Genomic DNA, 25,634 nt, shown 5'->3' with positions numbered 1-25,634 from the left:
GGGTGCCCGGCGGGACCCGGAGGGAAGTTTCTCAGCCGAAGACACGGCCGAGATTGGCGTAAAGCTCGGGTTGGTGGCGCTGGATCCGGCGGGCCAGCAGCACGCCGCCCAGCCCGACAAGCAGCACCAGCAGCGGGAAGGCACGGACCAGAGGGCTGTCAGACCCGGTCAGCAGGTCCAAATGCGCGGTGACCAGCACGAAGGCGCCGCCCAATCCGATCAGCGCGAGGACCGGCAGGACCAGCGTGACCAGCCGCGAATGGTCATGGCCGTGCTGGCGCCGGAAATAGAGAATGATTGCCAGCGACACGAGGATCTGCACCGCAAGGATGCCCAGCACCGCCAGCCCCGACAGCCATGAAAAGATCACCGCATAGGGGTCCGCGCCGAACAGGATGAATGGCGCAAGTACGACCGCCGAAGACAGCGATTGCAACTTGCCCGCCGCCACCGGTGAACCGTGCCGCGGATGGACGCTGCCCAGATTGCGCCACAGCAGCCCTTCGCGGCCAAGAGCGAAGAAATAGCGGTTTAGCGTGTTGTGAAAGGACAGCGCACAGGCAAACAGCGACAGCAGCAGCAATCCGTTCATCAATGCGACCGACCAGTCGCCCAGAACCTGCCGGGCCGCGGTGAAATACAGCGTCTCCAGCCCGGTTTCCGCTGCCCGCTGGATCTGCGAAGGGCCGTAATATTGCACGATGGCCCAGGTCGAAAAGGCATAGAAGGCGGTGATCAGCAGCACCGCCGCATAGGTCGCGCGTGGGATGGTGCGGTCGGGGTCGCGGGCTTCTTCGCCGAAGATGGCGGTGGCCTCGAACCCGATAAACGAACCGATCACAAAGACCAGCGCGACCGCCAGACCGGGGGTAAAGACCACGGCGGGTGCGAAGGATGATAGGCTGAAGCCCTCGGGCCCGCCACCTTGCAGCAAGATGGCGACGTTCAGCATAAGCAGCACCAGAACCTCAAGGATCATGGCGATGCCCAGGATCGTCCCGGAAAAGGCGATGTTGCGGCGGCCCGCCAGATGGATCGCGACCAGCGCCGACAGCGACCAGACATACCACGGCAGATCAAGACCAAGCCCGGCAAATGCTGCCGCCGAGAACACGCCAAACAGCGCATAAACTGCAGATTGCACCGCCGTATAGGTCAACAGCGCGATCATCGCCCCGGCGACGCCAGCCGGACGCCCGATGCCTTGCGCGATGAAAGTGTAAAAGGCACCTGCGCCGCCGACATGGCGGCTCATGGCGCTGAAACCTGCGGCGAAAATCAGGTAAAGAAGCCCCGCCAGCACGAAGGCTCCGGGCACGCCGGGTCCGTTGCCAAAGGCAAAGGCCACCGTCGAGGCACCGACCACCGCCGTAAGTGGCGCGGCGGCCGCGACCACAAAGAAAATGATATGAACCAGCCCGATCGAGTTTCGGGCAAGATGCGCGCCCCCGGGCGTGCTTGGCGTCACGACGTGCGACATGAGGTGAGGTCCCTGTTGTGATTTTTATCGGGCGATGATGCATGACTTCGTGTCCTCACCCATTGCCGAAGGTGCCAAATATGCGATAATTCGCGCCACAGCGTCATGCGGACGGGGGCGATGAGCAGCAGTCATTCGCGCGGATTAGATCACGGCCAGGCGACGATCCGTGCGGCTGCCCTTGCGCCTTTGGCCGAGTTTATTGCTGCTTCGACAAAGGGATGCGATGCATTCTTCGCCTCGCAAGGTCTGCCCAGAACCAGTATTTCCGATCCCTATGCTCAGACCAGTCTGGCGCGTTATGTCGATACCTTCGAAAAGGCTGCCGACCTGATCTCGGCGCCGGATCTGGGTCTGCAGATCGGGATGCGGATCAAACCCGCGGATCTGGGCCCGATGGGCGTGCTGTTTTCAATCTCGCCCAATTTGCGGGTGGCGTTCGACCGTCTGTCCCGGCATGGAATGGCGTTGCAGGACGGCACGCAATCCAGCGTCTACGAGGTCGGGCCGGATCTGGTCTGGACCTATCGCCTTGCCGATATCTCGATCTGGCCGCGCCGGCAGGACGCGGAATATACGCTGGCCGCGGTCTGCCAGTTGGTCCGGTCCAGTTTCAGCGCGGATTGGCGCCCGCATGAGCTGCATTTCGAACATGACAGCCAGACCGACCGCGCGCTGCTGCACCGCGCCTTCCGGGCGCCGGTCCTGTATAATCAATCGGCGAACCGGATCATCTTTGCCCAATCCGACGCTGCACGCCAATATCGCGCCGAGGATGGCGGGCTGGCCCAGATCCTTGAGCGCCATATTGGCGACCTGATCAGCCAAAGCCGCAGCCCCGAGAGCATATCCGATCAGTTGCGCCGGATCATCGGCCTGTGGCTGGGTCAGCGCCCGATCACGCTGGCCACCATGGCCGCCGAATTGCGCATGTCTCCGCGCAGCCTGCAACGACGGCTCAGCGAAGAGGGAACCAGCCTGCGCCATCTGCTGCGCGAACACCGCGAGAACCTTGCCCAGACCTTGTTGCGGCAGAAAAGCGCGCGGGTTTCGAATGTCGCGAATGCGCTTGGCTATGCCGACAGCACCGTGTTCTGGCGCGCCTTTCGGAATTGGACGGGGCAGCAACCCAGCGCGGTCCATTCGGTCGAAAGCGACTGATCCCGCAAGGACCGTTTCTGGTCTGGTCACCCTTCTGGCGTGAAATATCGAATCTCTGGCGCAACAGGCAATGGGCTTCGCCTGGCTGTCGATGGAGCGTGGCGGCAGTTGGGGGCGTGGCTTGAGGATTTGGTGCTTCGGCTCCGTCCCATGCAGATCGGCCACCAACCGGACTAGTCCAGACGGAGATGGCTTATGACGCGCAAGACCGCCCTTTTCACCGACGAACTGACCTTCTGGCATCACTCGGGGCCACATGCGCTGATCCTGCCTGCCGGTGGCTGGGTGCAGGTTCCGAACGGCTCCAGCCTGGCTGAATCGCCCGAAAGCAAGCGCCGTCTGCGCAATCTGATCGCGGTTTCCGGTCTGGAACGGCATCTCGATATCCGCACGGCCCCTGCCCTGACGCATGAGGAATTGCGACTGGTCCACCCAGCCGCCTATCTGGAAAAGCTGGAAGCGCTCAGCGATGCCGGACAAGGCTCGATGGGAGCGGGCGCTCCGGTCGGTCCCGGCACCTATGAAATCGCAAGCCTGTCCGCAGGGCTGGCAACCGCCGCGCTGGAGGCGGTCGTCTTGGGTCAGGTCGACAATGCCTATGCGCTGTCGCGCCCGCCGGGGCATCACTGCCTGCCCGATCAGGCGATGGGCTTCTGCTTCATGGCCAATATCCCGCTGGCGATCGAAACGGTCAAACGGCGGCATAAGCTGGGCCGGGTCGCGGTGATCGACTGGGATGTCCACCACGGCAACGGGACGCAGGCGGTCTATGAGGACCGGCCGGATGTGCTGACCATCTCGTTGCATCAAGAGGGCTGCTATCCCCCCGGCTATAGCGGCGAACATGATCGCGGCACCGGCATGGCCACAGGCAGCAATATCAACATTCCCCTGCCCGCCGGGTCAGGCCACGCGACCTATATGCGCGCAATGCGCCAGATCGTGTTGCGGGCTTTGGACGCGTTCCACCCCGAGGTCATTATCGTCGCCTGCGGTTTTGACGCCAATGCGCTGGACCCCTTGGCGCGGATGCAGCTGCATAGCGACAGTTTTCGCGAAATGACGCGCATGATGATCGAGGCCGCAGATCGCCTTTGCGGCGGCAAGCTGCTGCTGGTCCATGAGGGCGGCTATTCCGAAGCCTATGTCCCCTTCTGCGGACTTGCCGTGATCGAGGAACTGACGGGGCACCGCACCGCCGTGGATGACCCGCTATTGCCCTTCATCACCCTGCAACAGCCGCAGTCCGGCACCCAGCAATGCCACGACGCGCGGGTGAACGAATTGACCGCGCTGTTCGCATGAGGCGGGCGGGACTAGTCAGCTACGCCCCGCAGCCTTGGTCAGGTGTGGGCCTGCCAGCGTTGCTCGAACTCGTTTTCACGGAAATGCTGGACAAGGGCGTCGATGAACAGCCGCGTGCGCAGCGGCAGAAAGCGGCGCGAAGGATAGGCGATGCTCATCGTCAGCCCCGGCGCGCGCCAGTCCGGCAGCACCTGTTGCAGCCGCCCGGCAGACAGCTCGTCCTGCAGAATATACGCGGGTTGCAGCAGGATGCCCAATCCGTCCAGTGCTGCCTGAACCAGCAACTGCCCGTCATTGCTGACAAAATCTCCGCTGACGGCAAGGCGTCGCACCTGATCGTGACGGCTAAGCTGCAGTTCGTCCCAATCATCCGCCAGCGTGTAAAGCAGCAGTTGATGACCCAGCAGGTCTTCGGGGCTGGCGGGAACGCCGTGGCGGGCCAGATAATCCGGCGAGGCCGCCAATTGGCGCGGCACCTCGGCCAGCTTGCGGATAGTGACGGAGCTGTCGACCTCGGACCGGCGTGTGCGGATCGCCAGATCCAGCCCGTTCTCGATGATGTCGTAATAGCGGTTCGAGGCCTGCAGATCGATGCGGATCAGCGGATAATCGGCCTTGAACTGCCGGATCACCGGCATGAGATGCAGCAAGGCAAAAGACAGCGATGCGCCGATCCGCAGGACCCCCCGAGGCTCGGCGCTGCCGCGACTGGCGCTTTCCTCGGCGGCGCGCAGGTCATGAAGGATCTCGCGCGCGTCACGGGCAAAACGCTCGCCCTCCAAGGTCAGCGACAATTGCCGGGTGGTGCGCTGGATCAGGCGGGCCCCCAGCCGGCTTTCCAACGAGGACAAGGCGCGGCTGACGCCGGAAACCGACATGCCCAGCATTTCCGAGGCGCGGGTCAGGTTGGTCGTTTCGGCAATCGCCGCGAAAACCTGCAATTCGGTGAAGCGGTCCATCTATGTTCCTTGCCCTTGCAGCCATCGGTCCGGCAGTGCCACGAGGCTGCGCATATTGTTGCAGATTACGCAAATATAATTCCCAGAACCGGAGATTTATCCCGCAGAGCGGCGATGACAGGGTGGCGGCATCGAATGCGCCCCGCCCTTCAGCCGGAGTCCCGAATGCAGCAACCGATCCGCCATATCGTGATGTGGAATGTCCACGGCGATTGCGAAGCCCAGCGACAGGCGGCCATTGCAGCCGTCCGTCACGAATTCGAAGCGCTGCGCGGCCAGATTCCCGGCATGTCTGGGCTGGAGATCGGCGTGGATGTCAGCTGCGTCTCCTATGCCTGCGACATGGTGTTGGTCAGCGAATTCGACAGCAGCGCCGCATTGGCGGCCTATGCCGAACACCCCGCGCATCTGCGTGCCCGCGACCGGCTGGAAGGGATGCGCGTCGCCCGACATCAGGTCGATTACCCCGTCGTAACCGTGCCGGAGGCTGAATGATGACCAGCCGCGATTTCGTCTATACCGGCCATCCGGCGCGGGTGATCTTTGGAAGCGGCACCACCGCGCGCTTGCCGCAGGAAATGCAGCGGCTTGGCGCGCAGCGGGCATTGATCCTGTCCACGCCGCAGCAGGAATCGCAGGCTCGGGCCGTCGCCGAGCTGCTGGGTCCCGCCGCCGTCGGACTGTTTCCCGGCGCGGTGATGCATACGCCCGTCGAGGTCAGCGAACATGCCGCCACGATGGCCCGCCGGGTCATGGCCGATGTGGTTGTCGCAATCGGCGGTGGCTCCACCACCGGGCTGGGAAAGGCGATCGCATTGCGCACCGACCTGCCGCAGATCGTTATCCCGACCACCTATGCGGGCTCGGAAATGACGCCGATTCTGGGGGAGACCTCGGACGGTCAGAAGCGCACCCAGACCACCGCCAAGGTGCTGCCCGAAGTGGTGATCTATGATGTCGACCACACGCTGGGATTGCCGTCCGAATTGTCCGGCACCAGCGGCATCAATGCCATCGCCCATGCCGTCGAGGCGCTCTATGCGCGCGAAACAAACCCGATCATCACCGCCTTGGCGCTTGAGGCGATCGGGGCGCTGGCACGCGCCCTGCCCGTGATCGCGCAGGACCCCGGCCAACGCGAGGCACGGGCCGATGCGCTTTATGGCGCGTGGCTGTGCGGTATTTGTCTGGGCTCGGTCGGCATGGCGCTGCACCACAAGCTTTGCCACACGCTGGGCGGCACCTTCGATCTGTCCCATGCCGAATGCCACACCCTGATCCTGCCTCATGCGCTGGCCTATAACGCACCGGCCATTCCAGATGTCATGGCCCGCCTGACAGCGGTTCTGGGCCAGGACCCTGCCCGCGCGCTGTTCGATCTGGGCCGCGCCGTGAACGCACCGGCATCGCTCGCGCAGCTTGGGATGCCCGCCGATGGCATCGGGCGCGCCGTCGATCTGGCTTTGGCCAACCCCTATTGGAACCCCCGCCCGCTAGAGCGTGACGCGCTGACCGCACTGATCACCCGCGCGCATCAGGGGAAACCGCCCGTCGTCTGAGGAAACCGACATGACCTACCTGACCGAGGAAACCTCTGCCGAGACTGTAAACGCCCGGATTGGCGAGAACGCCGATCCGCGCCTACGCCGGGTCATGACCTCGCTGGTCCGGCACCTGCACGACTTCGCCAAGGACGTCGAACTGACCGAGGCCGAATGGGAATATGCCATCGATTTTCTGACCCGCACCGGCCAGCTTTGCAGCGACGCCCGACAGGAATTTATCCTGCTGTCGGATGCGCTTGGCCTGTCCATGCTGGTCGATGCGATCAACCACCGCATGCCCGAAGGTGCCACCGAAACCACCGTTTTCGGCCCCTTCCATGTCGACGGCGCACCGGAGCGCCCGATGGGGGCGAATATCAGTCTGGACGGCAAGGGAGAGCTTTGCCTGTTCTCGGGGCGGGTGCTGGATCTGGCGGGCCGGCCCGTCGCCAATGCGTTGGTCGATGTCTGGTCCGATAACGAGGACGGATTTTACGACGTGCAGCAGCCCGGCATTCAGCCGCCTTTCAACAATCGCGGGGTGTTTCGCACCGGGCCGGACGGGCGCTATGCCTTTCGCGGGATACGGCCGGTTTCCTATCCGATCCCGGATGACGGGCCGGTCGGACAGATGCTGGCCGCGCTGGGGCGCCATCCCTGGCGTCCGGCACATATGCATTTCCTGATCACCGCCCCCGGCTACGATCGGATCATCACGCATATCTTCGTCAAGGGTGACCTTTATCTGACCTCGGACGCGGTCTTTGGCGTCAAGCAATCGCTGATCGTCGATTTCAGACCCGTCATCAGCACGACCGAGAAATGGCAGGCCGAATTCGATTTCGTGATGCGCCCTGCCTCTGATCCCGCCGGTGCGCACCGCGCCGCGAATGCGACAACAAGAAAGACTCAGGAGGAACAAGCATGAAGATCGCGCGCCCTGACAGCGCCGTCACCGAAATCGCACCCGCGGTCACGGCATTCCTTGCAGCACCGCTGATGCAGATCGGGGCCAAGGCGACTGCTGCTGCCTCGGGGCGGAGCTTTCCGGTCTACAACCCCGCCACCGGACAGGTCATCGCGCAGGTTCCGGCGGGCGAGGCCGAGGATGTGGACCGCGCCGTCAGGGCCGCGCGGGCGGCGTTCGACGGTCCCTGGTCGCAGCTTCTGCCCGTCCAGCGCCAGAACCTGATGCTGAAACTGGCCGATCTGATCGAGGAAAACGGCGAGGAGCTCGCGCAGCTGGAAACCCTGAATCAGGGCAAATCGATCATGCTGTCGCGCCTGATCGAAGTGCAGTCTTCGGCCGAATACATCCGCTACATGGCTGGCTGGGCGACCAAGATCGAGGGGGCGACGCTGGATGTCTCGATCGCGATCCCGCCCGGCACCCGCTATCAGGCGTTTACCCGCAAGGAAGCGGTCGGCGTGGTCGCCGCGATCACGCCATGGAATTTTCCGCTGAACATGGCGGTGTGGAAGATCGCACCCGCACTGGCCGCTGGCTGTACGGTGGTCCTGAAACCGGCCGAGGAGACGCCGTTGACCTCGATCAGGCTGGCGCAGCTTTGCCTTGAGGCCGGTCTGCCCGAGGGCGTCGTGAATGTCGTGACCGGAGATGGAGCGGCGGCAGGCGCGGCGCTGGTCGCCCATCCCGGTGTCGCCAAGGTCACCTTCACCGGCTCGACCGAGACCGGCAAGCTGATCGGCATTCAGGCGATGAAGGACATGAAGCGGGTCACGCTGGAACTGGGCGGCAAGGCGCCGATGGTCATGTTCGACGACATGGACCTGGACCTTCTGGGTGCGGCAGTCGGCATTGGCAGCTTCTTCAATTCGGGGCAGACCTGCTGCTCGGGGGCGCGGATCTATGCCCAGAAGGGGATCTATGACAAGGCGCTGGAGGTGATCGCCAATGTCACCCGCAGCCTATCGGTCGGGGCCGGGCTGGACCCCGCGCATCAGATCAACCCGATGGTGTCTGCCCGACATCAGGCGCATGTGCGTTCCTGCATCGCGCGCGGGTTGGAGGATGGCGCGACGGCGGTGATCGGTGCCAGCGCGCCCGAGACCGGCCATTTCGTCGCGCCCGAACTGTTCACCGATGTGCGTCAGGACATGGCGCTGATGCAGGACGAGATCTTTGGCCCGGTCGTGACCATGACCCCCTTTGACGATCCGGATGAGGCGATCCGGCTGGCCAATGACACGCGATATGGGCTTGGCGCCTCGATCTGGACGCAGGATCTGAACAGGATGATGCGCTATGTCCCCCGGATCAAGGCGGGCACGGTCTGGGTCAACAGCCACAACATCCCCGACCAGAACATGCCCTTTGGCGGGTACAAGCAATCCGGCCTTGGCCGCGAACACGGTCGCGGAGCGCTGGATAATTATCTGGAAACCAAATCGGTCTGTGTCGCCTATCGCTGACAGGCCGCGCGCGAGGCGGCCCGCCGCCCGCGCAGCATTGCCCGCAAAGCGTGGACGGATCAGGCGCCGTCGCCAGTCCGCAGATGGTCCAGCATCCGCTGCATGAACTCCATCAGCATCAGCCGCTCTTCCTGCGAGAGAACGGCGATCGTTTCCTCATTCGCGGTTTCGACATGACCGATCACCCGGACGTAAAGCGCCTCGCCCGCCTCGCTCAGCGACAGTTTGATCGCGCGCCCGTCGCTGTCGTCGGGCCGTCGCTCAACCAGCCCGCGCTCACACAAAAGCTTCACGGTGCGGCTCATCTGGCCTTCGTCCAGAAACCCCTGCGTCGCCAGTTGGCGCAGGGTGCAGGGACACAGGGCCCGGATGACGCCCAAGGTGCGCCATTCGATCAGCGTCACCCCGTAATTCGACATCAGATGATTCTGGGCGTCGCGGTCATTGGCGCGCGCAAGCAACGCCAGCCGATAGGAAAAGAGATCGCGAATATCGTGGCCCATGTCTGCCCACATATCAGCCCCTTAGCAAAGGTGAAAAGAGATCAACAAACTTACTTGACATCGTCAACTTATTAGTTTGACAATGTCAAGTATAAGGCCCTCAGAAGGCCTGCTCTTCTCCCAATCTTCATCCAACAAGGAGTGATCATGCGCTCTTCCTTTGCTCGTGCCATCGCGGCCTTGGCCGCGTTCAGCTGTGCAGGAACGCTGTCTGTCGCCGGGCCAGCCCATGCCGAACCGGTCAAGCTGCGGCTGACCTACCTTATGGCGGATCTGATCCTGCCCGTGCTGGTGGCACGCGATGCCGGCGACTATCAGCGGGCAGGCATCGACCTTGAGGCCATCGAGGGGCAAAGCGGACCGGCCGTGGTTGCGGCCCTGGCCTCGGGCGAGGCGGATCTGGGCTATTCCGGATCGATCCCACCGATCAATGCGCGCCTGAACGGCGTCCCGATCAAGCTGGTCATGACGCTGGGCCATGAAAAGGCGCCAGACATGATGCTGACCGGTTTCATTGCGACGAAGGCCTCGGGCATCACCGATATTCAGGGCGTCAGGGGCCACCGCATCGCGCTGAACGCCAATGGCGGGTTGTGCGAACTGGCCTGGCGCGATCACCTGAGCGCCGCGGGCATCAAATGGTCCGAGGTCCAGCCGGTCGTCCTGCCCTTTCCACAGGTCGAAGCCGCAATGCAGCAGGGCGCCGTCGACGCGGCATGCCTGATCAACCCCTTCCAGGCTTCGGTCATGCATAACCCCGAGATCGGGGCCAAGCGCATCGCTGCCGGGATGCTGGCCGATCTGTCGACGCCCGGCCTGTCGGACGTGATCTATACGACCGACAAATACGCCGCCGAACATGCCGAGACGATCCGCACATTCGGCGAGGTTACCGTAGCCGCCCGCCAGCGCCTTCAGAGCGATCCCGATGCGCTGATTGCCGCTGCCGAAAAATATGTCGGCCTGACCCCGCAAGCAGCCGCCGACGTGACGCTGGCCGTCGTTCGCGACGATGTCGGGATGGATCTGACCGAGGTGCAGAAGCTGCTCGACGCGATGTCGCGGGCGGAAATGCTGTCCTCTCCGATCACGGCCGAGGATCTGGCCGGCACCACCGCGAAATGATGCGCAAGGGCGGGGCCACGGCCCTGCCTGCCTTAAACGGATGGAACGATGAACGACACGACGATTCTTGAAGCCGTTGATCTGCGCAAGGCATATGGTCACGGTTTGCAGCGGATGCCCATTCTTGACGGGATCGATTTCCGGGTTCGCAAGGGCGATTTCGTTTCCGTGGTCGGCCCCTCGGGCTGTGGCAAGACCACGCTGCTGATGGCGCTGGCCGGGCTAAGCCAGCCCGACACCGGAGAGGTCCGTTTTCGCGGCCAGCCCGTGACCCAGCCGCCGCAAGGACTGGCGGTTGTGTTTCAGGACTACAGCCGCTCGTTGTTTCCGTGGAAGACGGCGCGGGAAAACGTGATCTTTGCGATGCGCGACACGGCGCAGAAGACCCGGCATGAGCGACGCGACCGCGCGGATGAGCTGCTGGCGGCAGTCGGGCTGAAGGAATTCGCCCAGAAATATCCGTGGCAACTGTCCGGCGGCATGCAGCAGCGCGTGGCGATCGCGCGGGGACTTGCCTCGGAAAGCGACCTGCTGTTGCTGGACGAGCCGCTGGCGGCGGTCGATGCCCAGACCCGCGCCGACATGCAGGACCTGATCCTGGAGCTGGCGCAGCGCTTCGACCAGACCTGCCTGCTTGTCACTCATGACGTCGATGAAGCGGTCTATATGGCGGATAAGGTGATCGTCCTGTCGCGCCGTCCGACCAGCGTTGCGACCGAAATCGCCGTCGACCTTGGCAAGCGCCGCGATCAGCTGGCCACGCGCGAGCAGCCGGGTTTCCTGCACGCACGGCACGAGGTCATGGAACGCATCCGCAGCTATCGCAGCCAGATGGCGGGTTGAACCATGACGCGCGCATTGCTTTGGTCCCGAGGGGCCGTGTCCCTGATCTTTGTTCTGGCGCTGTGGCAGGCCGTCGCATTGAGCGGAGCGGTTCCCGCCAAGTTCTTTCCCGGCATTCCTGCCATCATCGACGGCGCGCGCCAGATGATCGCCACTGGCGAGCTGCCCCGCAATGAGATCCTGACGCTGGGCCGGGCGCTGACCGGGCTTGTCCTTGCCTCGGTCGCGGGGATCGCTCTGGCCCTGCTATCGGATGCCTCGCCGTTCTTCGACCGCGGATTTCGGACGATTTCCAGCCTGCTACAACCGGTTCCGCCCGCCGCGGTGGTGCCGATGGCGATCTTTGCGCTGGGGCTGGGGATCAAGCTTTACATCTTCATCATCCTTCTGGTCTCGATCTGGGGGCCGTATCTGAACGGTGCCGCAGCCCTGCGCGCCGTCCCGCGCGAACAGATCCTGACTGGACGGATGTTGGGCCTGTCGCCCGCAGCGATCATGTTTCGCATCAAGCTGCCCGCGGCCATGCCGCAGATCTTCGCGGGCATCCGCTATGCCGCCGCAGTCAGCCTGATCGCCGTAGTCGTGGCCGAGATGCTGGCCGGTCGCGACGGCATCGGCTTTCTGCTGGTCCGCAAAAGCTTCTCGATCCGTATCCCCGAGACCTACGCCCTGATGTTCGTCACCATGTTCAACGGCGTGCTGCTGGCCTTGCTGGTCAATCTGGCGCGACGCGTCCTGACCGGCTGGCATGTCCGTCAAACCGGAGCTTCCGAATGATACCGCTTCGCAAACCGGCCGATTACGCGCCGATCCTGATGCCGCTGATCGTGGTCGCGATCTGGGCACTGGCCGCTGCCTCGACCTCGTCGCCCTTGTTTCCGGGGCCTGCCAAGGTCGCGCAGGCGATCTGGCACAATTTCAGCACCATCATGGTCCAGCTTGGCGCCACACTGACCCGCGTCGTGATCGGCTTTGCGGTCGCGGCCGCGATTACCGTGCCGCTGGGCATCATGCTGGGCCGCCTGCGGATCATCGGGCAATTGTTCGAGCCGGTGATGGACATGCTGGCGACACTGCCGCCGCCGGCTATCGTGCCGCTGGTCATGCTGTTTGCCGGAACGGGCGACGCGGCCAAGATCACCATGATCGCCTTTGCCGCCGCCATTCCCATGCTGATGAACACTTATGAGGCCTCAAAGACCCAGAATGAGATGGCCAATCTGGTGGCGCGGTCCCTGCGGTTAAGCCGGTTCGAAACCATGCTGCGTGTCGATCTGCCCGCGGCGCTGCCGATGATCGCGACCGGCGTCCGCATGGCCGTCGCCGCGGCGCTGCTGGTCTCGGTCACCTCGGAAATCCTGCTGGCGACGGACGGGATCGGCGTCTTCCTGCAACGCCAGCAGGAAAACTTCCAGATCGCGGGCGGGCTTGCCGGGATCTTCTTCATCTCGCTGACCGGGCTGGTCGTGAACACCCTGATCCTGGCTTTCGAGAAACGCTGGCTGTTCTGGCACTACCGCGCGCAGGAGGACGCGAAATGACCGCGAAACCCATGAATGTCTTGTGGATCATGTGTGACCAGCTGCGTTTCGACTATCTGGGCTGCGCCGGTCATCCGACGCTGCGCACGCCCAATATCGACCGGCTGGCGGCGCGCGGGGTCAGGTTCACCAATGCCTATGTGCAGTCGACGATCTGCGGCCCCTCGCGCATGTCGGCCTATACCGGGCGCTATGTGCGCTCGCACGGTTCGACCCAGAACGGCGTGCCGCTGCGCGTCGGAGAGCCCACGCTGGGCGATCATCTGCGCGAGAACGGCGTGCGCTGCGTGCTGGTCGGCAAGACCCATATGGTCGCCGATACCGAAGGCATGGAGCGTCTGGGCATCGACCCGGAGTCCCTTATCGGCGTCCATAGCTCGCAATGCGGGTTTGAACCGTGGGAGCGTGACGACGGGCTGCACCCCTCGGGGCCCTATGGCGGTGACGTGCCCTATGACCGCTATCTGCGCGACGGCGACCATCAGGCCGACAACCCGTGGGAGCATTGGGCCAATTCCGCCGAAGGCCCGAATGGCGAGGATCACAGCGGCTGGTTGCTGGTCCATGCCGACAAGCCCGCCCGCATCGACGAGAGCATGTCCGAGACGCCCTACATGACGCGCCGCGCGATGGAGTTCATCACCGAGGCCGAAGCCGACGGGCGGCCGTGGTGCGCGCATCTGTCGTATATCAAGCCACATTGGCCCTATATCGTCCCGGCGCCTTATCACGACATGTTCGGCCCGGATGACGTTCAGGACGCCATTCGATCCGAGGCCGAGATGACGAACCCGCATCCGGTCTATGCCGCCTTCACCCAGGAACGCTATTCGCGGAACTTTTCGCGCGACGAAGTGCGCCGCCGCGTGATCCCGGCCTATATGGGGCTGATCAAGCAGATCGACGATCAGCTTGGGGAGCTGTTCGGTTTTCTTGACCGCAAGGGCCTGAGCGATCGGACGATGATCGTCTTTACCTCGGATCATGGCGACTATCTGGGCGATCACTGGCTGGGCGAAAAATACCTGTTCCACGATGTCTCGGCGAAGGTGCCGATGATCGTTTGCGATCCCTCGCCTTCTGCCGACAGCACGCGCGGCACGACCTGCGATCGGCTGGTCGAGATGATCGACCTTGCGCCGACCTTTCTGGACTATTTCGGCGGCGCGCCACGGCCGCATGTGCTTGAGGGCCTGTCGCTGCTGCCGCTGCTCCGGGGCGAAGCGCAGGCATGGCCACGCCGCCACGCCGTTTCGGAATACGATTTTGCGCCCGACAGCGTGCGGGTCAAACTTGGCCGCAGCGTTCAGGACAGCCGCATGGTGATGATCACCGATGGCCGCTTCAAGATGATCGAGGTTCCCGGTTTCCGACCGATGCTGTTTGACATGGAAAACGACCCCGGCGAATTGGTCGATCTGGGGGAGGCGCTGGATCAGGCCGCGACCATCGCCCGGCTGCGGGCGGCGCTGATGCGCTGGTATGCCTCGGCCCGCAACCGGATCACGGTCCCGGATGACTGGTTCACCGCGGATGATGCGCTGCTGCACGCGGGCGGTGATCCGACGCTGCGCACCGGCGTCATCATCGGCTATTGGGATGAGGCCGAGCTGGAAGCCCAGCGGCGGTTGCTGGCCCGCTTCAGCACGCCAGCCGAGGCGACGGCGCTGGACGCCTAGACGCAAGGACGCGCCCTCCAGATGCCTCGCCGGAAAACCCTCATCCGCAGGGTGCGGGTTCGTGCGCTTCGGACCCTGCGCCGTTCCGAAATCGGACTGATCCTGTGCTGTGCCATCGCGGGCTGCGCGGTGGCCATGCTGGTGCTGGTGCTGCATGATTGCGTGGCCTTCATGCAGCGGCTTGCCTTTGATCTTTACCCCGGCGTGACGCTGGGCGCGCAGCTTCGGATCGCGCAGTGGCGCGTCGTTCTGGTGCCGCTGCTGGGCGGCGTGGCCCTTGCGATGATCCTGCGGCTGCTGCCCGCGCTGGGAGGACGGGTCGCCGACCCGATCGAGGCGAACGCGCTTTATGGCGGGCGCATGTCGCTGCGCGGTTCGACACGGCTGACCGCGCTGACCTTTGTTTCGAATGGGGCCGGGGCCTCGGTCGGGATGGAGGCGGGCTACAGTCAGATCGGCGCGGCGATCTTCAGCGCCGTCGGTGGAAGGTTGGGAATGGTTCGCGACAATCGCCGGACCATGGTGACGGCAGGCGCTGCGGCCGCCATCACCGCCGCATTCAACGCTCCGCTTGCCGGGATTTTCTATGGGTTCGAGCTGGTGCATGGCGGACTTTCCGCCCGTCGTCTTGCGCCAGTCGTTACCGCCTCGATCTGTGCATGGCTGATGCTGATGATGGCCGGGCATCACGGTCCGGTCTTCGTGATCCCGCCCCATCCCGAGCCTGCGCCACTGGACTTCCTGCTTCTGGTCATTCTGGCGCTGCTGGGCGCAGCACTTGCGGTTCTGGCCATGACCTCGGTCGGGTGGAGCGAGAGGTTACTCAGGCGCAGCCGCATTCCCCAGTGGCTTTTGCCGGTCGTTGGCGGGGCGATGATCGGGCTGCTGGGCTTGTATTCGCCGCAAATCCTTGGCGCGGGGCTGGGCCCGATCCAAGGGCATTTCGAGTTCCGGCTAAGTCTGACGGTGCTGCTTGCATTGTTTCTGGCCAAGATGCTGGCCTCGGCGGTCTCGATCGGAGCCGGGTTTCGCGGCGGGCTGTTCAGCTCGGCCTTGTTACTGGGGGCGCTGCTGGGGGCGAGTTTTGCGCAGCTTGCGGATGTGCTTCTGCCCGCGCATGACGGTCCTCGGGCGCTGTTCCTGCTGGCGGGCATGGCCGCGACGGGCGCAGGCATCGTCGGCGCACCGCTGACCATCAGCTTTCTGGTGATCGAGACGACCGGCAGCTTTGCGGCTGCACCCATGCTGATCGCGGTGGCGGCTTTGTCGGCGATGCTGGTGCGGCTGACCTTTGGCTATTCCTTCTCGACCTGGCGCTTTCATCTGCGCGGGCTGAGCCTGCGCGGCGCACATGACATCGGCTGGATCTCGGGCCTGACGGCGGCCAGACTGATGCATCGCGACATCCCGACATTTCCGATACAGATGCCGCTTGCCAGCCTGCGTCAGGCATTGCCGCTTGGCAGCACCGAATGGATCGGCGTGGCACATCACGATGGCACCTATGCCGGGATGCTGGAAACCGCGCGCGCGCATGACCCCGATCTGGACGATCTGTCAGAGATGCTGATCCTGGGCGATCTGACCGACCCGCCGGGACCAGAAATCGGACCGGCCGATGATGTGCGACACGTCCTCCAGACCTTCGCAGCCGCGCGCCTGACCGTTCTACCCGTCGTTTCGCAGGATCGGCGGGCGCTTGGCTATGTCTCGGAAAGCCACTGCCTCAAACGCTATCTGGCGGGAATTTATCACTATCGGGGCAGCGATCTGGGCTTTTAACTCACCTCGGTCGCGGCTCACTGATCCTTCCACTTTAGCTGCCCTTCATGAACGCCTGCAGGCGCGGGACCATGAAATCCAAAAACAGCCTGATCCGCTGCGGCATCCTTTGCCCGCCCAGATACAGCGCATGGACGTCTTCTTCGTCGCCATGACCGGCATCCGCCAGCACCTCGACCAGGCGTCCCGCGACCAGATCGGCGCGCACGTGATAGTCGCCAAGCCGCGCCAGCCCCATTCCCGCCAAGGCAAAGCGGCGCACGGTTTCGCCATTATTGGCCAACAGGTTGCCGCCGACCATGCGATCGACGATGCGCCCTCCTTCACGCAGCGGCCAGACCGGCGCGGCCCGCCTGAAGTTGAAGCCCAGACAATTATGGCGGTCCAGATCCTCGATCGTGACCGGGGTTCCGTGTGCGTCCAGATAGGCCGGCGATGCCACGATCTTGCGATGGGCGACGCCGATCTTGCGGGCCAGCAGGCTGCTGTCGGCAAGGCTGCCGACGCGAAAGGCCACGTCGGTGCGGTCCAGATACAGGTCCACGATGTCGTCCGACAGCGACAGATCGACGACGACATTGGGGTATGTCCGCCAGAACTCCGGCAGCAAGGGTTCGATGGCAAGGACACCGAAGGCGACCGAGGCATTCACCCGCACCGTTCCGCCGGCGCTTGCCGCGCCCAAGCTGATCTCGCGTTCGATATCGTCCAGTTCGGACAGCAATGCTCCGCTGCGCTCATAGAACAGCCGCCCCTCATCTGTCAGTGACAGGCGGCGGGTCGAACGCTCGATCAGGCGCGCGCCCAGCCGATCCTCCATGCGCGCGATCAGCTTGCTGACCGTCGACGGCGTCATCAGCAATTGTCGGGCTGCTTCCGAGAAACTGCCAGCCTCGACGACCCTGACAAAGACCTGCATTTCGCCAGCGCGATTGTCCATGATGCCCCATCTGTGAATTTGCATCCAAAATTATGTGGAGAAAGGGGCGATTTTCAAGTTCACTTTGATGCGTCATCTGGGGGCAAGGGCGACACCACGCCCCATTCTGCAGATGCGGCCCAACTCAGGAGAGACCCATGTTCAACGTCACTGCCAATGGCGCACAGATACCGGCCCTTGGCTTCGGAGTGTTCCGCATGTCCGACGACGAGGTCGAGCGGATCGTGCCCGAGGCTCTGACCACCGGCTTTCGCCATTTTGATACCGCGCAGATCTATGGCAACGAAGCGGCGCTTGGCCGTGCGCTGGAACAGGCGGGCGCAAAGCGTGACGAGCTGTTCCTGACCACCAAGGTCTGGGTCGACAATTACACGGTCGACCGCTTCGCCGCATCCGTTGATGAAAGCCTGGAAAAGCTGCGGGTCGATCAGGTCGATCTGTTGCTGCTGCATTGGCCGGGCGACAAGGTTCCTGTCGCGCAGCAGGTCGAGCTGCTCAACGCCGTCAAGGACGCGGGCAAGACCCGGCATATCGGGGTCAGCAACCAGAACATTCAGCAGATGCAGGAAACGATCTGGCTCAGCGCCTCGCCCATCGTCACCAATCAGATCGAGCTGCACCCCTATCTGGACCAGTCCAGTCTTCTTGCCGCCGGGCGCGAGGCAGGTCTGGCCGTGACCGCCTATTACGGCATGGCCGATGGCAAGGTCATCGGCGATCCGGTCATCGGGGCCATTGCGGCGAAATATGGCAAGACCCCGGCCCAGATCGGGCTGCGCTGGCTGGTGCAGCAGGATGGCGTCATCGCCCTGTCAAAGACCGCGAATATCGCCCGCGTCGCTGAAAACTTCGCAATCTTCGACTTTGCGCTTGAGGCAGAGGACATGGCGGCAATCCGCGCCCTTGCCCGTCCCGACGGACGGCTGGTCAGTCCCGCCGGACTTGCCCCCGATTGGGATCGCTAAGGGCGAAAGGCCTGAAAGGCTGGCCGTGATCAATGGCGGCGCGAGATGTCGAAACCTCGCGCCGCTGCCTTTGCGGGGGCAGTTCAGTCCTGCACCAGATGTTCGAACAGACGCGCGACGGCCTCGGCACCGGGGTCGATCTGGCCGCGCAGCTGACCTTCGTTCAGATAGGCGGCACGACCGGCCTTGGCGCGGGCCATGCTGGCGGTTCGGTCTGCACCCATGCGGGCGGCACGGGCGGCGGCGGGCAGGCCACCCTCGGCCAGCACCTCCAGCGCCGGATGCAATGCGTCGATCATGGTGCGATCGCCCAGACCCGCCCCGCCGATCTGCTGCATCCGGGCCAGACCGGCCTTGAGCGCCTCGGGCGTTGATGCGCCGCTGGACGCCGCATCCCCCGCCGCCGCGAAAAAGATCGCCAGCAGCACCCCCGATGACCCGCCCATGGTTTGGCTCAGCTCCAGCCCGATGGCGCGGAACAGTTGGGTGTGATCGGCCAGCGGCAGCGCGTCCATGGCCCCGATCAGTGCCCGCGCCGCCCCGGCCAGCGTCGATCCGGTATCGCCGTCGCCTGCCTTGGCATCCAGCAGGTTCAGGTCAGCCTCGGCGGCAATCAGGATGTCGCAGCAGCGGGTCAGAAAGGCGCGGGTCTGGGGATGGGCCGAGGGCAAGGGCTTGATCGGCTTCAGCCCGTCGGGCAGGTCCAGCGGCGCGACCGCGCCAAAGGCCCGGACGCCCGGCCATGCGCTCGGCGCGGCGGGGGCCTCAAGCGCCGCCAGATCGGCCCCGGTCGCGGCCAGAACCGAGACCGAGAACCCCCGCATGTCCAGCGAGGTCATCAGCGCCCCCGGTCCGATCAGATGGCTGATCCCCGCCCCGATCGAAGACTGTCCCAGTTCATGCGCCAGCACCTGCATTTCCAGCACCGATGCCCCGCCCAGATTGTTCAGCAGCGCCACATGCGGTCCCGGCCCCATCGCGGCCGACAGCTTTTCCGCCACCATCGCCATTGCGCCGCGGGCGTCGGTATAGCCGACCTGCTCGACCCCGGCCTCGCCATGGATGCCAAGGCCCAGTTCGGCCTGACCGGGCGGAATGCGGTCCTCCTTGGGGGCACCGGGGACGGTGCAGGTGTCCAGAGACATGCCGATGGAACGCGTCGCGCGGATCACCCGTTCGGCGGCTTCGGTGACCGTGGCCAGATCGGCCCCGTTTTCGGCCAGCGCGCCCGCGATCTTGTGGACGAACAGCGTCCCCGCGACGCCACGCGCCTGCGGCGTGTCGGGCAGGGCCACGTCATCGCCCACCACCACCATCGAGACTTTCAGCCCAAAGGCCCGCGCCCGTTCCGCCGCAAGGCCGAAATTCAGCCGATCGCCGGTATAGTTCTTGACGATCAGCAGGCAGCCCGCCGGGCCGGTCACCGCCAATATCCCTGCCAGAACCGCATCGACCGAGGGTGAGGCAAAGACATCGCCGCAGACCGCCGCCGTCAGCATGCCGCGTCCCACGAAACCCGCATGGGACGGCTCATGCCCCGCGCCGCCGCCGGAAACCAGCGCGACCTTTGCCGGCTCACGATCCGTCCGCAGCACGACGCGGATATGGGGAAGTCCGTCCAGCCGCGTCAAAAGCCCGCCCGAGCCCGCGACAAGGCCACAGATCGCCTCGGCCACGATGTCTTCCCTGCGGTTGATGAACTGGGTCATGGCTTACTCCTGATGAATGCGGGCGCCGGAAGCGTCGAAATAAAGCGGCTTCTCGGGGCGGATGCGGACGATATCGCCGGATTTCAGGCCGGTATGGGCATCGGTCACGGTGATTAGATCATGGTTGCGAAAGGTCAGGTGCAGCCGGGTCTGATCGCCCAGATGCTCGACCCGACGCACGAAGCTGTCGTCGCCCTCGCCCTGCCGGATCTGTTCGGGACGCAGCCCGATATGCGCCGCCCCCGAAGGGGCCGGGCCGAACAGGTCCGCGGGCAGGATGTTTATGCGTGGCTGGCCCAGACGGCTGGCGGCATGGATGCTGACGGGATCCTCGTAGATCTGGCGCGGCGGGCCGAATTGCACCAGCCGGCCATGGTCCAGCACGCCGACATGGGTGGCCATGGTCATGGCCTCGATCTGGTCATGGGTCACGTAAATGAAGGTCGCGCCCATGTCCTGCTGGATGCGCTTGAGTTCAATCCGCAGGTCGGCGCGCAGCTTGGCGTCCAGCGAGGACAGCGGCTCATCCATCAGATAGGCGGCGGGATTGCGCACCAGCGCCCGGCCGATGGAAACCCGCTGCATCTCCCCTCCGGACAGTGCCGTGGCCTTGTTGTCCAGCTTATGCGTGATCTGAAGGACCTCGGCCACCTCACCCACTTTGCGGGCGATCTGGTCGGGGGGCATGCGCAGCAATGGGGATTTCAGCGGGAATTCAAGATTCTGGCGCACCGTCAGATGCGGGTAAAGCGAATATTGCTGGAAGACCATCGCGACATTGCGCTGTGCGGGTGTGGCCGTGCTGACGTCTTGCCCGCCGATCTGGACCCGCCCCGCATCCGGCTGATCCAGCCCCGAGACCAGCCGCAACAGCGTGGTCTTGCCTGCCCCGGTCGGACCCAGCAGCACGACAAAGGCCCCGTCCGGGACGGTCAGCGACACGTCATTCAGCGCCGTAACCGGCCCGAAACCCTTGGTGATACCGGAGAGCGTGATCTCAGCCATGACCCAGCACCCTTTCATTCGCGGCCGAGCGCAGGGCGCGGCCCTTGTCGGCGCGAAACAGCGTGATCTTGCGCGCATCGAAGCGCAGCCCGACCTGTTCGCCCGCGCGGACTGGGGTGCTGGACGGCAGCCGCGCCTTGATATCGCCATGCGCCGTGCGCAGCGTGACGATCTGGGTCGTGCCCAGATATTCTGCCGCCAGCACTTCGGCGCGCAGCCGCGCGGCATCGTCCAGATGCACATGCTCTGGGCGGATGCCCAGAACCAAGGCCCCCTCGGCCCCTTCGCGCTGGACGGGCACGGGAATGTCGCAATCCCCCAGCCGGACGTGATCCGCGCCATTGCCGACCAAGCCCTGAAAACGCAGGAACCCCATGGGTGGCGAGCCGATGAAATCCGCGACAAACATCGTCGCGGGCCAGTCATAGATATCCTGCGGGACGCCGAACTGCTCGACCACGCCATGGTTCATCACCACGATCTTGTCGCCCATCTGCATGGCTTCTAGCTGGTCATGGGTGACATAGACGGTGGTGGCCCCGATCCGGTCATGCAGCGCGCGCAACTCCTCGGCCATGTGTTCGCGGAACTCGGCGTCCAGCGCGCCAAGCGGTTCGTCCATGAAAAAGGCCTTGGGGCGGCGCACGATGGCGCGGCCAAGCGCCACGCGCTGACGGTCGCCCCCGGACAGGCCTCCGACCGGACGGTCGAGGATGTTTTCAATGCCAAGGATCTTGGCCACTTCCAGAACGCGGGCCTTGGCCTCGGCCTTGGGCATGCCTTGCGACAGCAGCGGATAGGAGATGTTCCGCCCCACATTCATATGAGGATACAGTGCGAACATCTGGAAAACAAAGGCGATATCGCGCTGGCTGGCGGGCTTCTGCGCGACCTCCTCGCCGTCGATATGGATGCTGCCCGAGGTCGGCAGTTCCAACCCTGCCATCATCCGCAAGGTCGTGGTCTTGCCGCAGCCGGACGGCCCCAGCAGCATGAAGAATTCGCCATCCTCGATGGTAAAGGTCGAGGACTGCACGGCGGTGAAGCTGCCGAAATCCTTGCGGATATTCTCGATGCGGATCTGGGCCATGCGCTATTCCGGGAAATGGCTGGTGACGATGAACATCACCGTGCCGGTCAGCGTGACAAGGAAGGACCAGGTAAAGGCCCACATGAACCAGGGCTGCATCAGCATCACCACCCCGAGCGCGATCAGGATGGAGGCCAGCATTTCCCATGACGCGCGGCGGAACCGGACCATGCCGGACAGGAAGGCTTTCATTTGCGCACCGCCCCGAATGTGATCCCGCGCAGCAGGTGCTTGCGCAAAAGGATGGTGAAGACCATGACCGGCAGCAGAAACAGCGTCGCCCCCGCCGCGACCGCGGGCCAGTCCTGCCCGCCCACCCCGATGATCGTCGGGATAAAGGGCGGTGCGGTCTGGGCATTGCCGCTGGTCAGCAGCACGGCGAAGGCATATTCGTTCCACGCGAAAATCAGGCAAAAGATCGCGGTCGAGGCGATGCCGGTCGCCGCCTGCGGCAAGACCACCTTTCGGAAGGCCTGAAAGCGGGTGTAGCCGTCGATCAGCGCGGCCTCTTCGTATTCACGGGGGATCTCGTCGATGAAACCTTTCAGCAGCCAGACCGCCAGCGACAGGTTCACCGCCGTGTAAAGCAGGATCATGCCCAGATGCGTGTCCGACAGGCCGAGCTGGCGGAACATCAGGAAGATCGGGATCGCCACCGCGATCGGCGGCATCATCCGCGTCGACAGGATGAAGAACAGCAGGTCGTCCTTGAGCGGCACCTTGAAGCGCGAGAAGGCATAGGCGGCAAGCGTGCCCAGAAACACCGACAGGAAGGTCGAGCCAAAGCCGATGATGACCGAGTTCAGGAACCGCTCGCCAAAGCGCGACGGTCCGGCGATGACCATGCCGTATTTGGCGACGATCTCCTGATACCAAGTCTGCGGCGGGTTCGCGGCCAGGAACTCGGCGGTCTGCCGGGTCCGGGTGGTGAACAGGTTGACGTAGCCTTCCAGCGTCGGGGTGAAGAACACCTTGGGCGGATAGGCAATGGCGTCCGAGGGCGACTTGAAGCCGGTGGCGATGATCCAGATCAGCGGCAGCAGCGTGATCACGGCGTAAGCGACGACCAGAATGCCAGCCATCCATTTCTGCGCGCGCGACGGTTCGGTGATCGAATAGCTCATCGGCTTTTCACCTTGTTCAGCGCCTTGACGTAGATCGAGGCAAGGCCAAAGACCGTCACGAACAGGATGATCGCATAGGCCGAGGAATAGCCCGTCCGCCACTTTTCAAACGCCTCGCGCTTGAGATTGATCGAGGTCAGCTCGGTGGTGTTGCCCGGCCCCCCTCCGGTCAATTGCACGACCAGATCGAACATCTTGAAATTCTCGATGCCCCGGAACAGCACCGCCAGCATCAGAAAGGGCAGCACCATCGGGATGGTGATGGTCCAGAACTGCCGCCATTTGCTGGCCCGGTCGCATTCCGCCGCCTCATAGATGGACGCCGGAATGGATCGCAGCCCGGCCAAGCAGATCAGCATGACGAAGGGCGTCCACATCCACGTATCGACGATGATGATCGCCCAAGGGGCCAGCCGCACATCCGCGATCATCGAAAAGCTGGACGGGTCGGCCCCGGTCAGGAAGCCCACGGCATAATTGAACAGCCCGATCTGCGGCTGGTAAAGGAAGGTCCAGAAGTTGCCCACCACGGCGGGCGACAGCATCATCGGCAAAACGATGATCGTGGTCCACAGATCATTGCCACGAAACTTGCGGTTGATCAGCCAAGCCAGCGCAAAGCCGATCACGATCTGCAGGGCCAGCGTCCAGAACAGGAAATGCGCGGTCGCCTGCATGGTCTGCCAGATGTCGGGATCGGTCAGGATGCGTTGGTAATTGCGCAGGCCCACGAACTCGACCGGCTCATTGGGGCGGTTCACCCTCATATTGGTGAAGCTAAGCCGGATGGTCCAGATCAGCGGAAAGATGTTCACCGCCAGCAGCAGGAAGATCGTCGGCGCAACAAAGATCCACGCGATGACGCGATCCGACAGGCCGGTCAACCGCCGTGCAACCGGCGCAGGCGTGGCCGCGGCCACACGCTCGATGGATGTCCTCTGCATGCCGGGTCCTTTCGTCAGGATGGGCGCGCCCCCGCAGCGGGAGCGCGCGTCGGGATCAGAACTTCCCTTCATCCTCGAAGATTTCGGTCCAGTCGGCGACCAGACCGTCCAGAGCCTCTTGCGAGGTGCCGTTTCCGGCGACGACATAGTTATGGACGCGCTGCTGCATCGCCAGCAGCAGCGAGGCATAGGCGGGCTCGGCCCAGAAATCCTTCACGATCGCCATGCTGTCGAGGAAGGTCTGTGCATAGGGCTGGCTGGTCGCGAAGCCGGGGTCCTCGACCACGGATTTCAGCGCGGAGTAGCCGCCCATCTCCCACCATTTCTTCTGCACTTCGGGCTGGGCGAACCACTTGATATATTGCAGCGCCGCATCGGGACTGTTGGTGTTTGACACGACCGAGATGCCCTGCCCGCCCAGCTGCGCGAAATGGCCCTTGGGACCGGCAGGGTTGGGGAAATAGCCCGACTTGTCGCCGCCGACATTCGGGTCGGCATTCACGCCGGGCCAGATGAAGGCGAAGTTCATCTGCAGCGCCACCTGCCCGGATTTATAGGCGTCGATATCCTCGGACATGTACCAGTCCGACGAGCCCGGCGGCACGCAGCAATCGTAAAGCGACTTGTAGAATTCCAGCCCCTTTGCCGCATCCGGCGAATTGACGAAGCCCTGCAGGTCATAGGGCTTGGCCGGGTTCTGATATTCGAAACCGTAATTGTACAGGACGTTGGTCACGCCCATGGTGATGCCTTCGGAACCGCGCTCGGTATAGATTGCGGCACCGTAAACCGTCTTGCCGTCGATCTCGCGGTTCTGGAAGAATTCGGCGATCTGCTTCAGCTCATCCAGCGTCTTGGGCGGGGCCAGATCATGACCATATTTCGTCTTGAACTCAGCCTTCAGCTCGGGGCGTTCGAACCAGTCCTTGCGATAGGTCCAGCCCACGACATCGCCGAATGCGGGCAGCGCCCAGTAATTCGGCGTGCCTTTCGGCCATTCGGAATAGCCCGCCACGGTCGCCGGGATGAAGTCATCCATGCTGATCCCTTCGGCGGCGAAGAAATCGTTCAGCTTCTTGTATTGGCCGTTCTCGGCCGCGCCGCCGATCCACTGGCTGTCGCCGATCATCAGGTCGCAAAGCTGCCCGCCCGAGTTCAGTTCGTTCAGCATGCGGTCGGCAAAGCTGGTCCATGGGACGAACTCGAAGCTCATCTTATGGCCGGACTGGGCCTCGAAATCCTTGGAAAGCTCGACCAGAGCATTGGCGGGGTCCCAGGCGGCCCAGCACAGGGTCAGGTCGTCGGCATGCACCGCACCCGCACCGGAAACCAGCGCGGCGGCTGCAGCCGATAGAATCAGCTGTCGTGTCATCGATGTTCCTCCCCAATGCGCGGCCTCCCTGCCGCGACTCTCTGGTGAAATATTCATAATTGAGGTGCGCACATCATCGCAACAAAATTATGATGCACGCACCTCAGATTCGTTGTAAGCGGGCAGAAGA

24 protein-coding genes are annotated in these 25,634 nt (G+C 63.8%); 13 read left to right on the top strand and 11 right to left on the bottom strand.

Annotated elements, in window-relative coordinates; translation table 11 throughout:
• Window positions 1-31: 31 nt before the first annotated feature.
• A complete protein-coding gene (locus tag IB235_RS12010; RefSeq protein ID WP_192336935.1) occupies window positions 32-1,480 on the bottom strand; it encodes an APC family permease in 1,449 nt (482 codons plus the stop codon).
• Between the two features lie 120 nt (window positions 1,481-1,600).
• Between IB235_RS12010 and IB235_RS12005 the strand changes: the two genes are divergently transcribed.
• A complete protein-coding gene (locus tag IB235_RS12005) occupies window positions 1,601-2,641 on the top strand; it encodes an AraC family transcriptional regulator (RefSeq protein ID WP_192336934.1) in 1,041 nt (346 codons plus the stop codon).
• Between the two features lie 195 nt (window positions 2,642-2,836).
• Window positions 2,837-3,946 (top strand): class II histone deacetylase, encoded by a 1,110-nt coding sequence (locus IB235_RS12000; protein ID WP_192336933.1) that lies wholly within the window; start codon window positions 2,837-2,839, stop codon window positions 3,944-3,946.
• A 38-nt stretch (window positions 3,947-3,984) separates the two neighbouring features.
• Here IB235_RS12000 and IB235_RS11995 read toward each other — a convergent pair whose 3' ends face one another.
• A complete protein-coding gene (locus IB235_RS11995) occupies window positions 3,985-4,905 on the bottom strand; it encodes a LysR family transcriptional regulator (RefSeq protein WP_192336932.1) in 921 nt (306 codons plus the stop codon).
• A 165-nt stretch (window positions 4,906-5,070) separates the two neighbouring features.
• Between IB235_RS11995 and IB235_RS11990 the strand changes: the two genes are divergently transcribed.
• The 4 genes from IB235_RS11990 to IB235_RS11975 are packed head-to-tail and all read left to right on the top strand — an operon-like array spanning window position 5,071 to window position 8,882.
• Window positions 5,071-5,400, top strand: coding sequence for a Dabb family protein (locus tag IB235_RS11990; protein ID WP_192336931.1), 330 nt, complete (start codon window positions 5,071-5,073; stop codon window positions 5,398-5,400).
• Window positions 5,397-6,464, top strand: a complete 1,068-nt coding sequence (locus tag IB235_RS11985) for a maleylacetate reductase (RefSeq protein WP_192336930.1) — start codon at window positions 5,397-5,399, stop codon at window positions 6,462-6,464. The genes IB235_RS11990 and IB235_RS11985 overlap by 4 nt, the downstream gene beginning before the upstream one ends.
• Before the next feature lie 10 nt (window positions 6,465-6,474).
• Window positions 6,475-7,377 carry an intradiol ring-cleavage dioxygenase gene (locus IB235_RS11980; RefSeq protein WP_192336929.1) on the top strand — a complete coding sequence of 301 codons (903 nt, stop codon included), beginning with the start codon at window positions 6,475-6,477 and terminating at the stop codon, window positions 7,375-7,377.
• Window positions 7,374-8,882 (top strand): aldehyde dehydrogenase, encoded by a 1,509-nt coding sequence (locus IB235_RS11975; protein WP_192336928.1) that lies wholly within the window; start codon window positions 7,374-7,376, stop codon window positions 8,880-8,882. The genes IB235_RS11980 and IB235_RS11975 overlap by 4 nt, the downstream gene beginning before the upstream one ends.
• A gap of 59 nt (window positions 8,883-8,941) precedes the next feature.
• Here IB235_RS11975 and IB235_RS11970 read toward each other — a convergent pair whose 3' ends face one another.
• On the bottom strand, window positions 8,942-9,385 hold the full coding sequence (locus tag IB235_RS11970; RefSeq protein ID WP_192336927.1) for a MarR family winged helix-turn-helix transcriptional regulator: 444 nt from the start codon (window positions 9,383-9,385) through the stop codon (window positions 8,942-8,944).
• Window positions 9,386-9,532: 147 nt separating this feature from the next.
• Here IB235_RS11970 and IB235_RS11965 point away from each other — a divergent pair, with 147 nt between their 5' ends.
• The 6 genes from IB235_RS11965 to IB235_RS11940 are packed head-to-tail and all read left to right on the top strand — an operon-like array spanning window position 9,533 to window position 16,355.
• Window positions 9,533-10,510 (top strand): ABC transporter substrate-binding protein, encoded by a 978-nt coding sequence (locus tag IB235_RS11965; protein ID WP_192336926.1) that lies wholly within the window; start codon window positions 9,533-9,535, stop codon window positions 10,508-10,510.
• A 48-nt stretch (window positions 10,511-10,558) separates the two neighbouring features.
• The gene (locus IB235_RS11960) at window positions 10,559-11,353 is read left to right on the top strand and encodes an ABC transporter ATP-binding protein (protein WP_192336925.1); all 795 of its coding nucleotides are present in this window, start codon (window positions 10,559-10,561) and stop codon (window positions 11,351-11,353) included.
• A gap of 3 nt (window positions 11,354-11,356) precedes the next feature.
• The gene (locus IB235_RS11955) at window positions 11,357-12,130 is read left to right on the top strand and encodes an ABC transporter permease (RefSeq protein WP_192336924.1); all 774 of its coding nucleotides are present in this window, start codon (window positions 11,357-11,359) and stop codon (window positions 12,128-12,130) included.
• Window positions 12,127-12,894: an ABC transporter permease gene (locus IB235_RS11950; RefSeq protein ID WP_192336923.1), complete on the top strand. Its 768-nt coding sequence runs from the start codon at window positions 12,127-12,129 to the stop codon at window positions 12,892-12,894. Before IB235_RS11955 ends, IB235_RS11950 begins: the two co-directional genes overlap by 4 nt.
• Window positions 12,891-14,573 carry a sulfatase-like hydrolase/transferase gene (locus IB235_RS11945; protein ID WP_192336922.1) on the top strand — a complete coding sequence of 561 codons (1,683 nt, stop codon included), beginning with the start codon at window positions 12,891-12,893 and terminating at the stop codon, window positions 14,571-14,573. Before IB235_RS11950 ends, IB235_RS11945 begins: the two co-directional genes overlap by 4 nt.
• Window positions 14,574-14,594: 21 nt before the next feature.
• A complete protein-coding gene (locus tag IB235_RS11940) occupies window positions 14,595-16,355 on the top strand; it encodes a chloride channel protein (RefSeq protein ID WP_192336921.1) in 1,761 nt (586 codons plus the stop codon).
• A 34-nt stretch (window positions 16,356-16,389) separates the two neighbouring features.
• Here the strand turns inward: IB235_RS11940 and IB235_RS11935 are convergent, their stop codons facing one another.
• Window positions 16,390-17,295, bottom strand: coding sequence for a LysR family transcriptional regulator (locus IB235_RS11935; protein WP_192336920.1), 906 nt, complete (start codon window positions 17,293-17,295; stop codon window positions 16,390-16,392).
• A gap of 137 nt (window positions 17,296-17,432) precedes the next feature.
• Between IB235_RS11935 and IB235_RS11930 the strand changes: the two genes are divergently transcribed.
• On the top strand, window positions 17,433-18,260 hold the full coding sequence (locus IB235_RS11930; protein ID WP_192336919.1) for an aldo/keto reductase: 828 nt from the start codon (window positions 17,433-17,435) through the stop codon (window positions 18,258-18,260).
• Between the two features lie 83 nt (window positions 18,261-18,343).
• On the opposite strand, the gene IB235_RS11925 is transcribed toward IB235_RS11930, so the two are convergent.
• The 7 genes from IB235_RS11925 to IB235_RS11895 are packed head-to-tail and all read right to left on the bottom strand — an operon-like array spanning window position 18,344 to window position 25,504.
• Window positions 18,344-19,969, bottom strand: a complete 1,626-nt coding sequence (locus IB235_RS11925; protein ID WP_192336918.1) for a dihydroxyacetone kinase subunit DhaK — start codon at window positions 19,967-19,969, stop codon at window positions 18,344-18,346.
• Window positions 19,970-19,972: 3 nt separating this feature from the next.
• Window positions 19,973-20,974: an ABC transporter ATP-binding protein gene (locus IB235_RS11920; protein WP_192336917.1), complete on the bottom strand. Its 1,002-nt coding sequence runs from the start codon at window positions 20,972-20,974 to the stop codon at window positions 19,973-19,975.
• Window positions 20,967-22,064, bottom strand: coding sequence for an ABC transporter ATP-binding protein (locus tag IB235_RS11915; protein WP_192336916.1), 1,098 nt, complete (start codon window positions 22,062-22,064; stop codon window positions 20,967-20,969). Before IB235_RS11915 ends, IB235_RS11920 begins: the two co-directional genes overlap by 8 nt.
• 3 nt (window positions 22,065-22,067) lie before the next feature.
• Entirely contained in the window at window positions 22,068-22,256 is a 189-nt protein-coding gene (locus IB235_RS11910; protein ID WP_192336915.1) for a hypothetical protein, read from the bottom strand.
• The gene (locus tag IB235_RS11905) at window positions 22,253-23,188 is read right to left on the bottom strand and encodes a carbohydrate ABC transporter permease (RefSeq protein WP_192336914.1); all 936 of its coding nucleotides are present in this window, start codon (window positions 23,186-23,188) and stop codon (window positions 22,253-22,255) included. The genes IB235_RS11910 and IB235_RS11905 overlap by 4 nt, the downstream gene beginning before the upstream one ends.
• A complete protein-coding gene (locus IB235_RS11900; RefSeq protein WP_155041307.1) occupies window positions 23,185-24,132 on the bottom strand; it encodes a carbohydrate ABC transporter permease in 948 nt (315 codons plus the stop codon). The genes IB235_RS11905 and IB235_RS11900 overlap by 4 nt, the downstream gene beginning before the upstream one ends.
• A gap of 55 nt (window positions 24,133-24,187) precedes the next feature.
• The gene (locus tag IB235_RS11895) at window positions 24,188-25,504 is read right to left on the bottom strand and encodes an ABC transporter substrate-binding protein (RefSeq protein WP_192336913.1); all 1,317 of its coding nucleotides are present in this window, start codon (window positions 25,502-25,504) and stop codon (window positions 24,188-24,190) included.
• Window positions 25,505-25,634: the final 130 nt, after the last annotated feature.

This window comes from Paracoccus sp. PAR01 (assembly GCF_014851995.1).
Classification (GTDB): Bacteria; Pseudomonadota; Alphaproteobacteria; order Rhodobacterales; family Rhodobacteraceae; genus Paracoccus; species Paracoccus litorisediminis.
Note: the sequence above shows the minus strand (reverse complement) of the source record. Positions and strands in the feature narration are given on the sequence as shown.

What these genes read in the sequence shown, in the direction of transcription:
- IB235_RS12010 (WP_192336935.1), bottom strand. Translation starts at nt 1,480, where the DNA reads ATGTCGCACGTCGTGACGCCAAGCACGCCCGGGGGCGCGCATCTTGCC.
- IB235_RS12005 (WP_192336934.1), top strand. Translation starts at nt 1,601, where the DNA reads ATGAGCAGCAGTCATTCGCGCGGATTAGATCACGGCCAGGCGACGATC.
- IB235_RS12000 (WP_192336933.1), top strand. Translation starts at nt 2,837, where the DNA reads ATGACGCGCAAGACCGCCCTTTTCACCGACGAACTGACCTTCTGGCAT.
- IB235_RS11995 (WP_192336932.1), bottom strand. Translation starts at nt 4,905, where the DNA reads ATGGACCGCTTCACCGAATTGCAGGTTTTCGCGGCGATTGCCGAAACG.
- IB235_RS11990 (WP_192336931.1), top strand. Translation starts at nt 5,071, where the DNA reads ATGCAGCAACCGATCCGCCATATCGTGATGTGGAATGTCCACGGCGAT.
- IB235_RS11985 (WP_192336930.1), top strand. Translation starts at nt 5,397, where the DNA reads ATGATGACCAGCCGCGATTTCGTCTATACCGGCCATCCGGCGCGGGTG.
- IB235_RS11980 (WP_192336929.1), top strand. Translation starts at nt 6,475, where the DNA reads ATGACCTACCTGACCGAGGAAACCTCTGCCGAGACTGTAAACGCCCGG.
- IB235_RS11975 (WP_192336928.1), top strand. Translation starts at nt 7,374, where the DNA reads ATGAAGATCGCGCGCCCTGACAGCGCCGTCACCGAAATCGCACCCGCG.
- IB235_RS11970 (WP_192336927.1), bottom strand. Translation starts at nt 9,385, where the DNA reads ATGGGCCACGATATTCGCGATCTCTTTTCCTATCGGCTGGCGTTGCTT.
- IB235_RS11965 (WP_192336926.1), top strand. Translation starts at nt 9,533, where the DNA reads ATGCGCTCTTCCTTTGCTCGTGCCATCGCGGCCTTGGCCGCGTTCAGC.
- IB235_RS11960 (WP_192336925.1), top strand. Translation starts at nt 10,559, where the DNA reads ATGAACGACACGACGATTCTTGAAGCCGTTGATCTGCGCAAGGCATAT.
- IB235_RS11955 (WP_192336924.1), top strand. Translation starts at nt 11,357, where the DNA reads ATGACGCGCGCATTGCTTTGGTCCCGAGGGGCCGTGTCCCTGATCTTT.
- IB235_RS11950 (WP_192336923.1), top strand. Translation starts at nt 12,127, where the DNA reads ATGATACCGCTTCGCAAACCGGCCGATTACGCGCCGATCCTGATGCCG.
- IB235_RS11945 (WP_192336922.1), top strand. Translation starts at nt 12,891, where the DNA reads ATGACCGCGAAACCCATGAATGTCTTGTGGATCATGTGTGACCAGCTG.
- IB235_RS11940 (WP_192336921.1), top strand. Translation starts at nt 14,595, where the DNA reads ATGCCTCGCCGGAAAACCCTCATCCGCAGGGTGCGGGTTCGTGCGCTT.
- IB235_RS11935 (WP_192336920.1), bottom strand. Translation starts at nt 17,295, where the DNA reads ATGGACAATCGCGCTGGCGAAATGCAGGTCTTTGTCAGGGTCGTCGAG.
- IB235_RS11930 (WP_192336919.1), top strand. Translation starts at nt 17,433, where the DNA reads ATGTTCAACGTCACTGCCAATGGCGCACAGATACCGGCCCTTGGCTTC.
- IB235_RS11925 (WP_192336918.1), bottom strand. Translation starts at nt 19,969, where the DNA reads ATGACCCAGTTCATCAACCGCAGGGAAGACATCGTGGCCGAGGCGATC.
- IB235_RS11920 (WP_192336917.1), bottom strand. Translation starts at nt 20,974, where the DNA reads ATGGCTGAGATCACGCTCTCCGGTATCACCAAGGGTTTCGGGCCGGTT.
- IB235_RS11915 (WP_192336916.1), bottom strand. Translation starts at nt 22,064, where the DNA reads ATGGCCCAGATCCGCATCGAGAATATCCGCAAGGATTTCGGCAGCTTC.
- IB235_RS11910 (WP_192336915.1), bottom strand. Translation starts at nt 22,256, where the DNA reads ATGAAAGCCTTCCTGTCCGGCATGGTCCGGTTCCGCCGCGCGTCATGG.
- IB235_RS11905 (WP_192336914.1), bottom strand. Translation starts at nt 23,188, where the DNA reads ATGAGCTATTCGATCACCGAACCGTCGCGCGCGCAGAAATGGATGGCT.
- IB235_RS11900 (WP_155041307.1), bottom strand. Translation starts at nt 24,132, where the DNA reads ATGCAGAGGACATCCATCGAGCGTGTGGCCGCGGCCACGCCTGCGCCG.
- IB235_RS11895 (WP_192336913.1), bottom strand. Translation starts at nt 25,504, where the DNA reads ATGACACGACAGCTGATTCTATCGGCTGCAGCCGCCGCGCTGGTTTCC.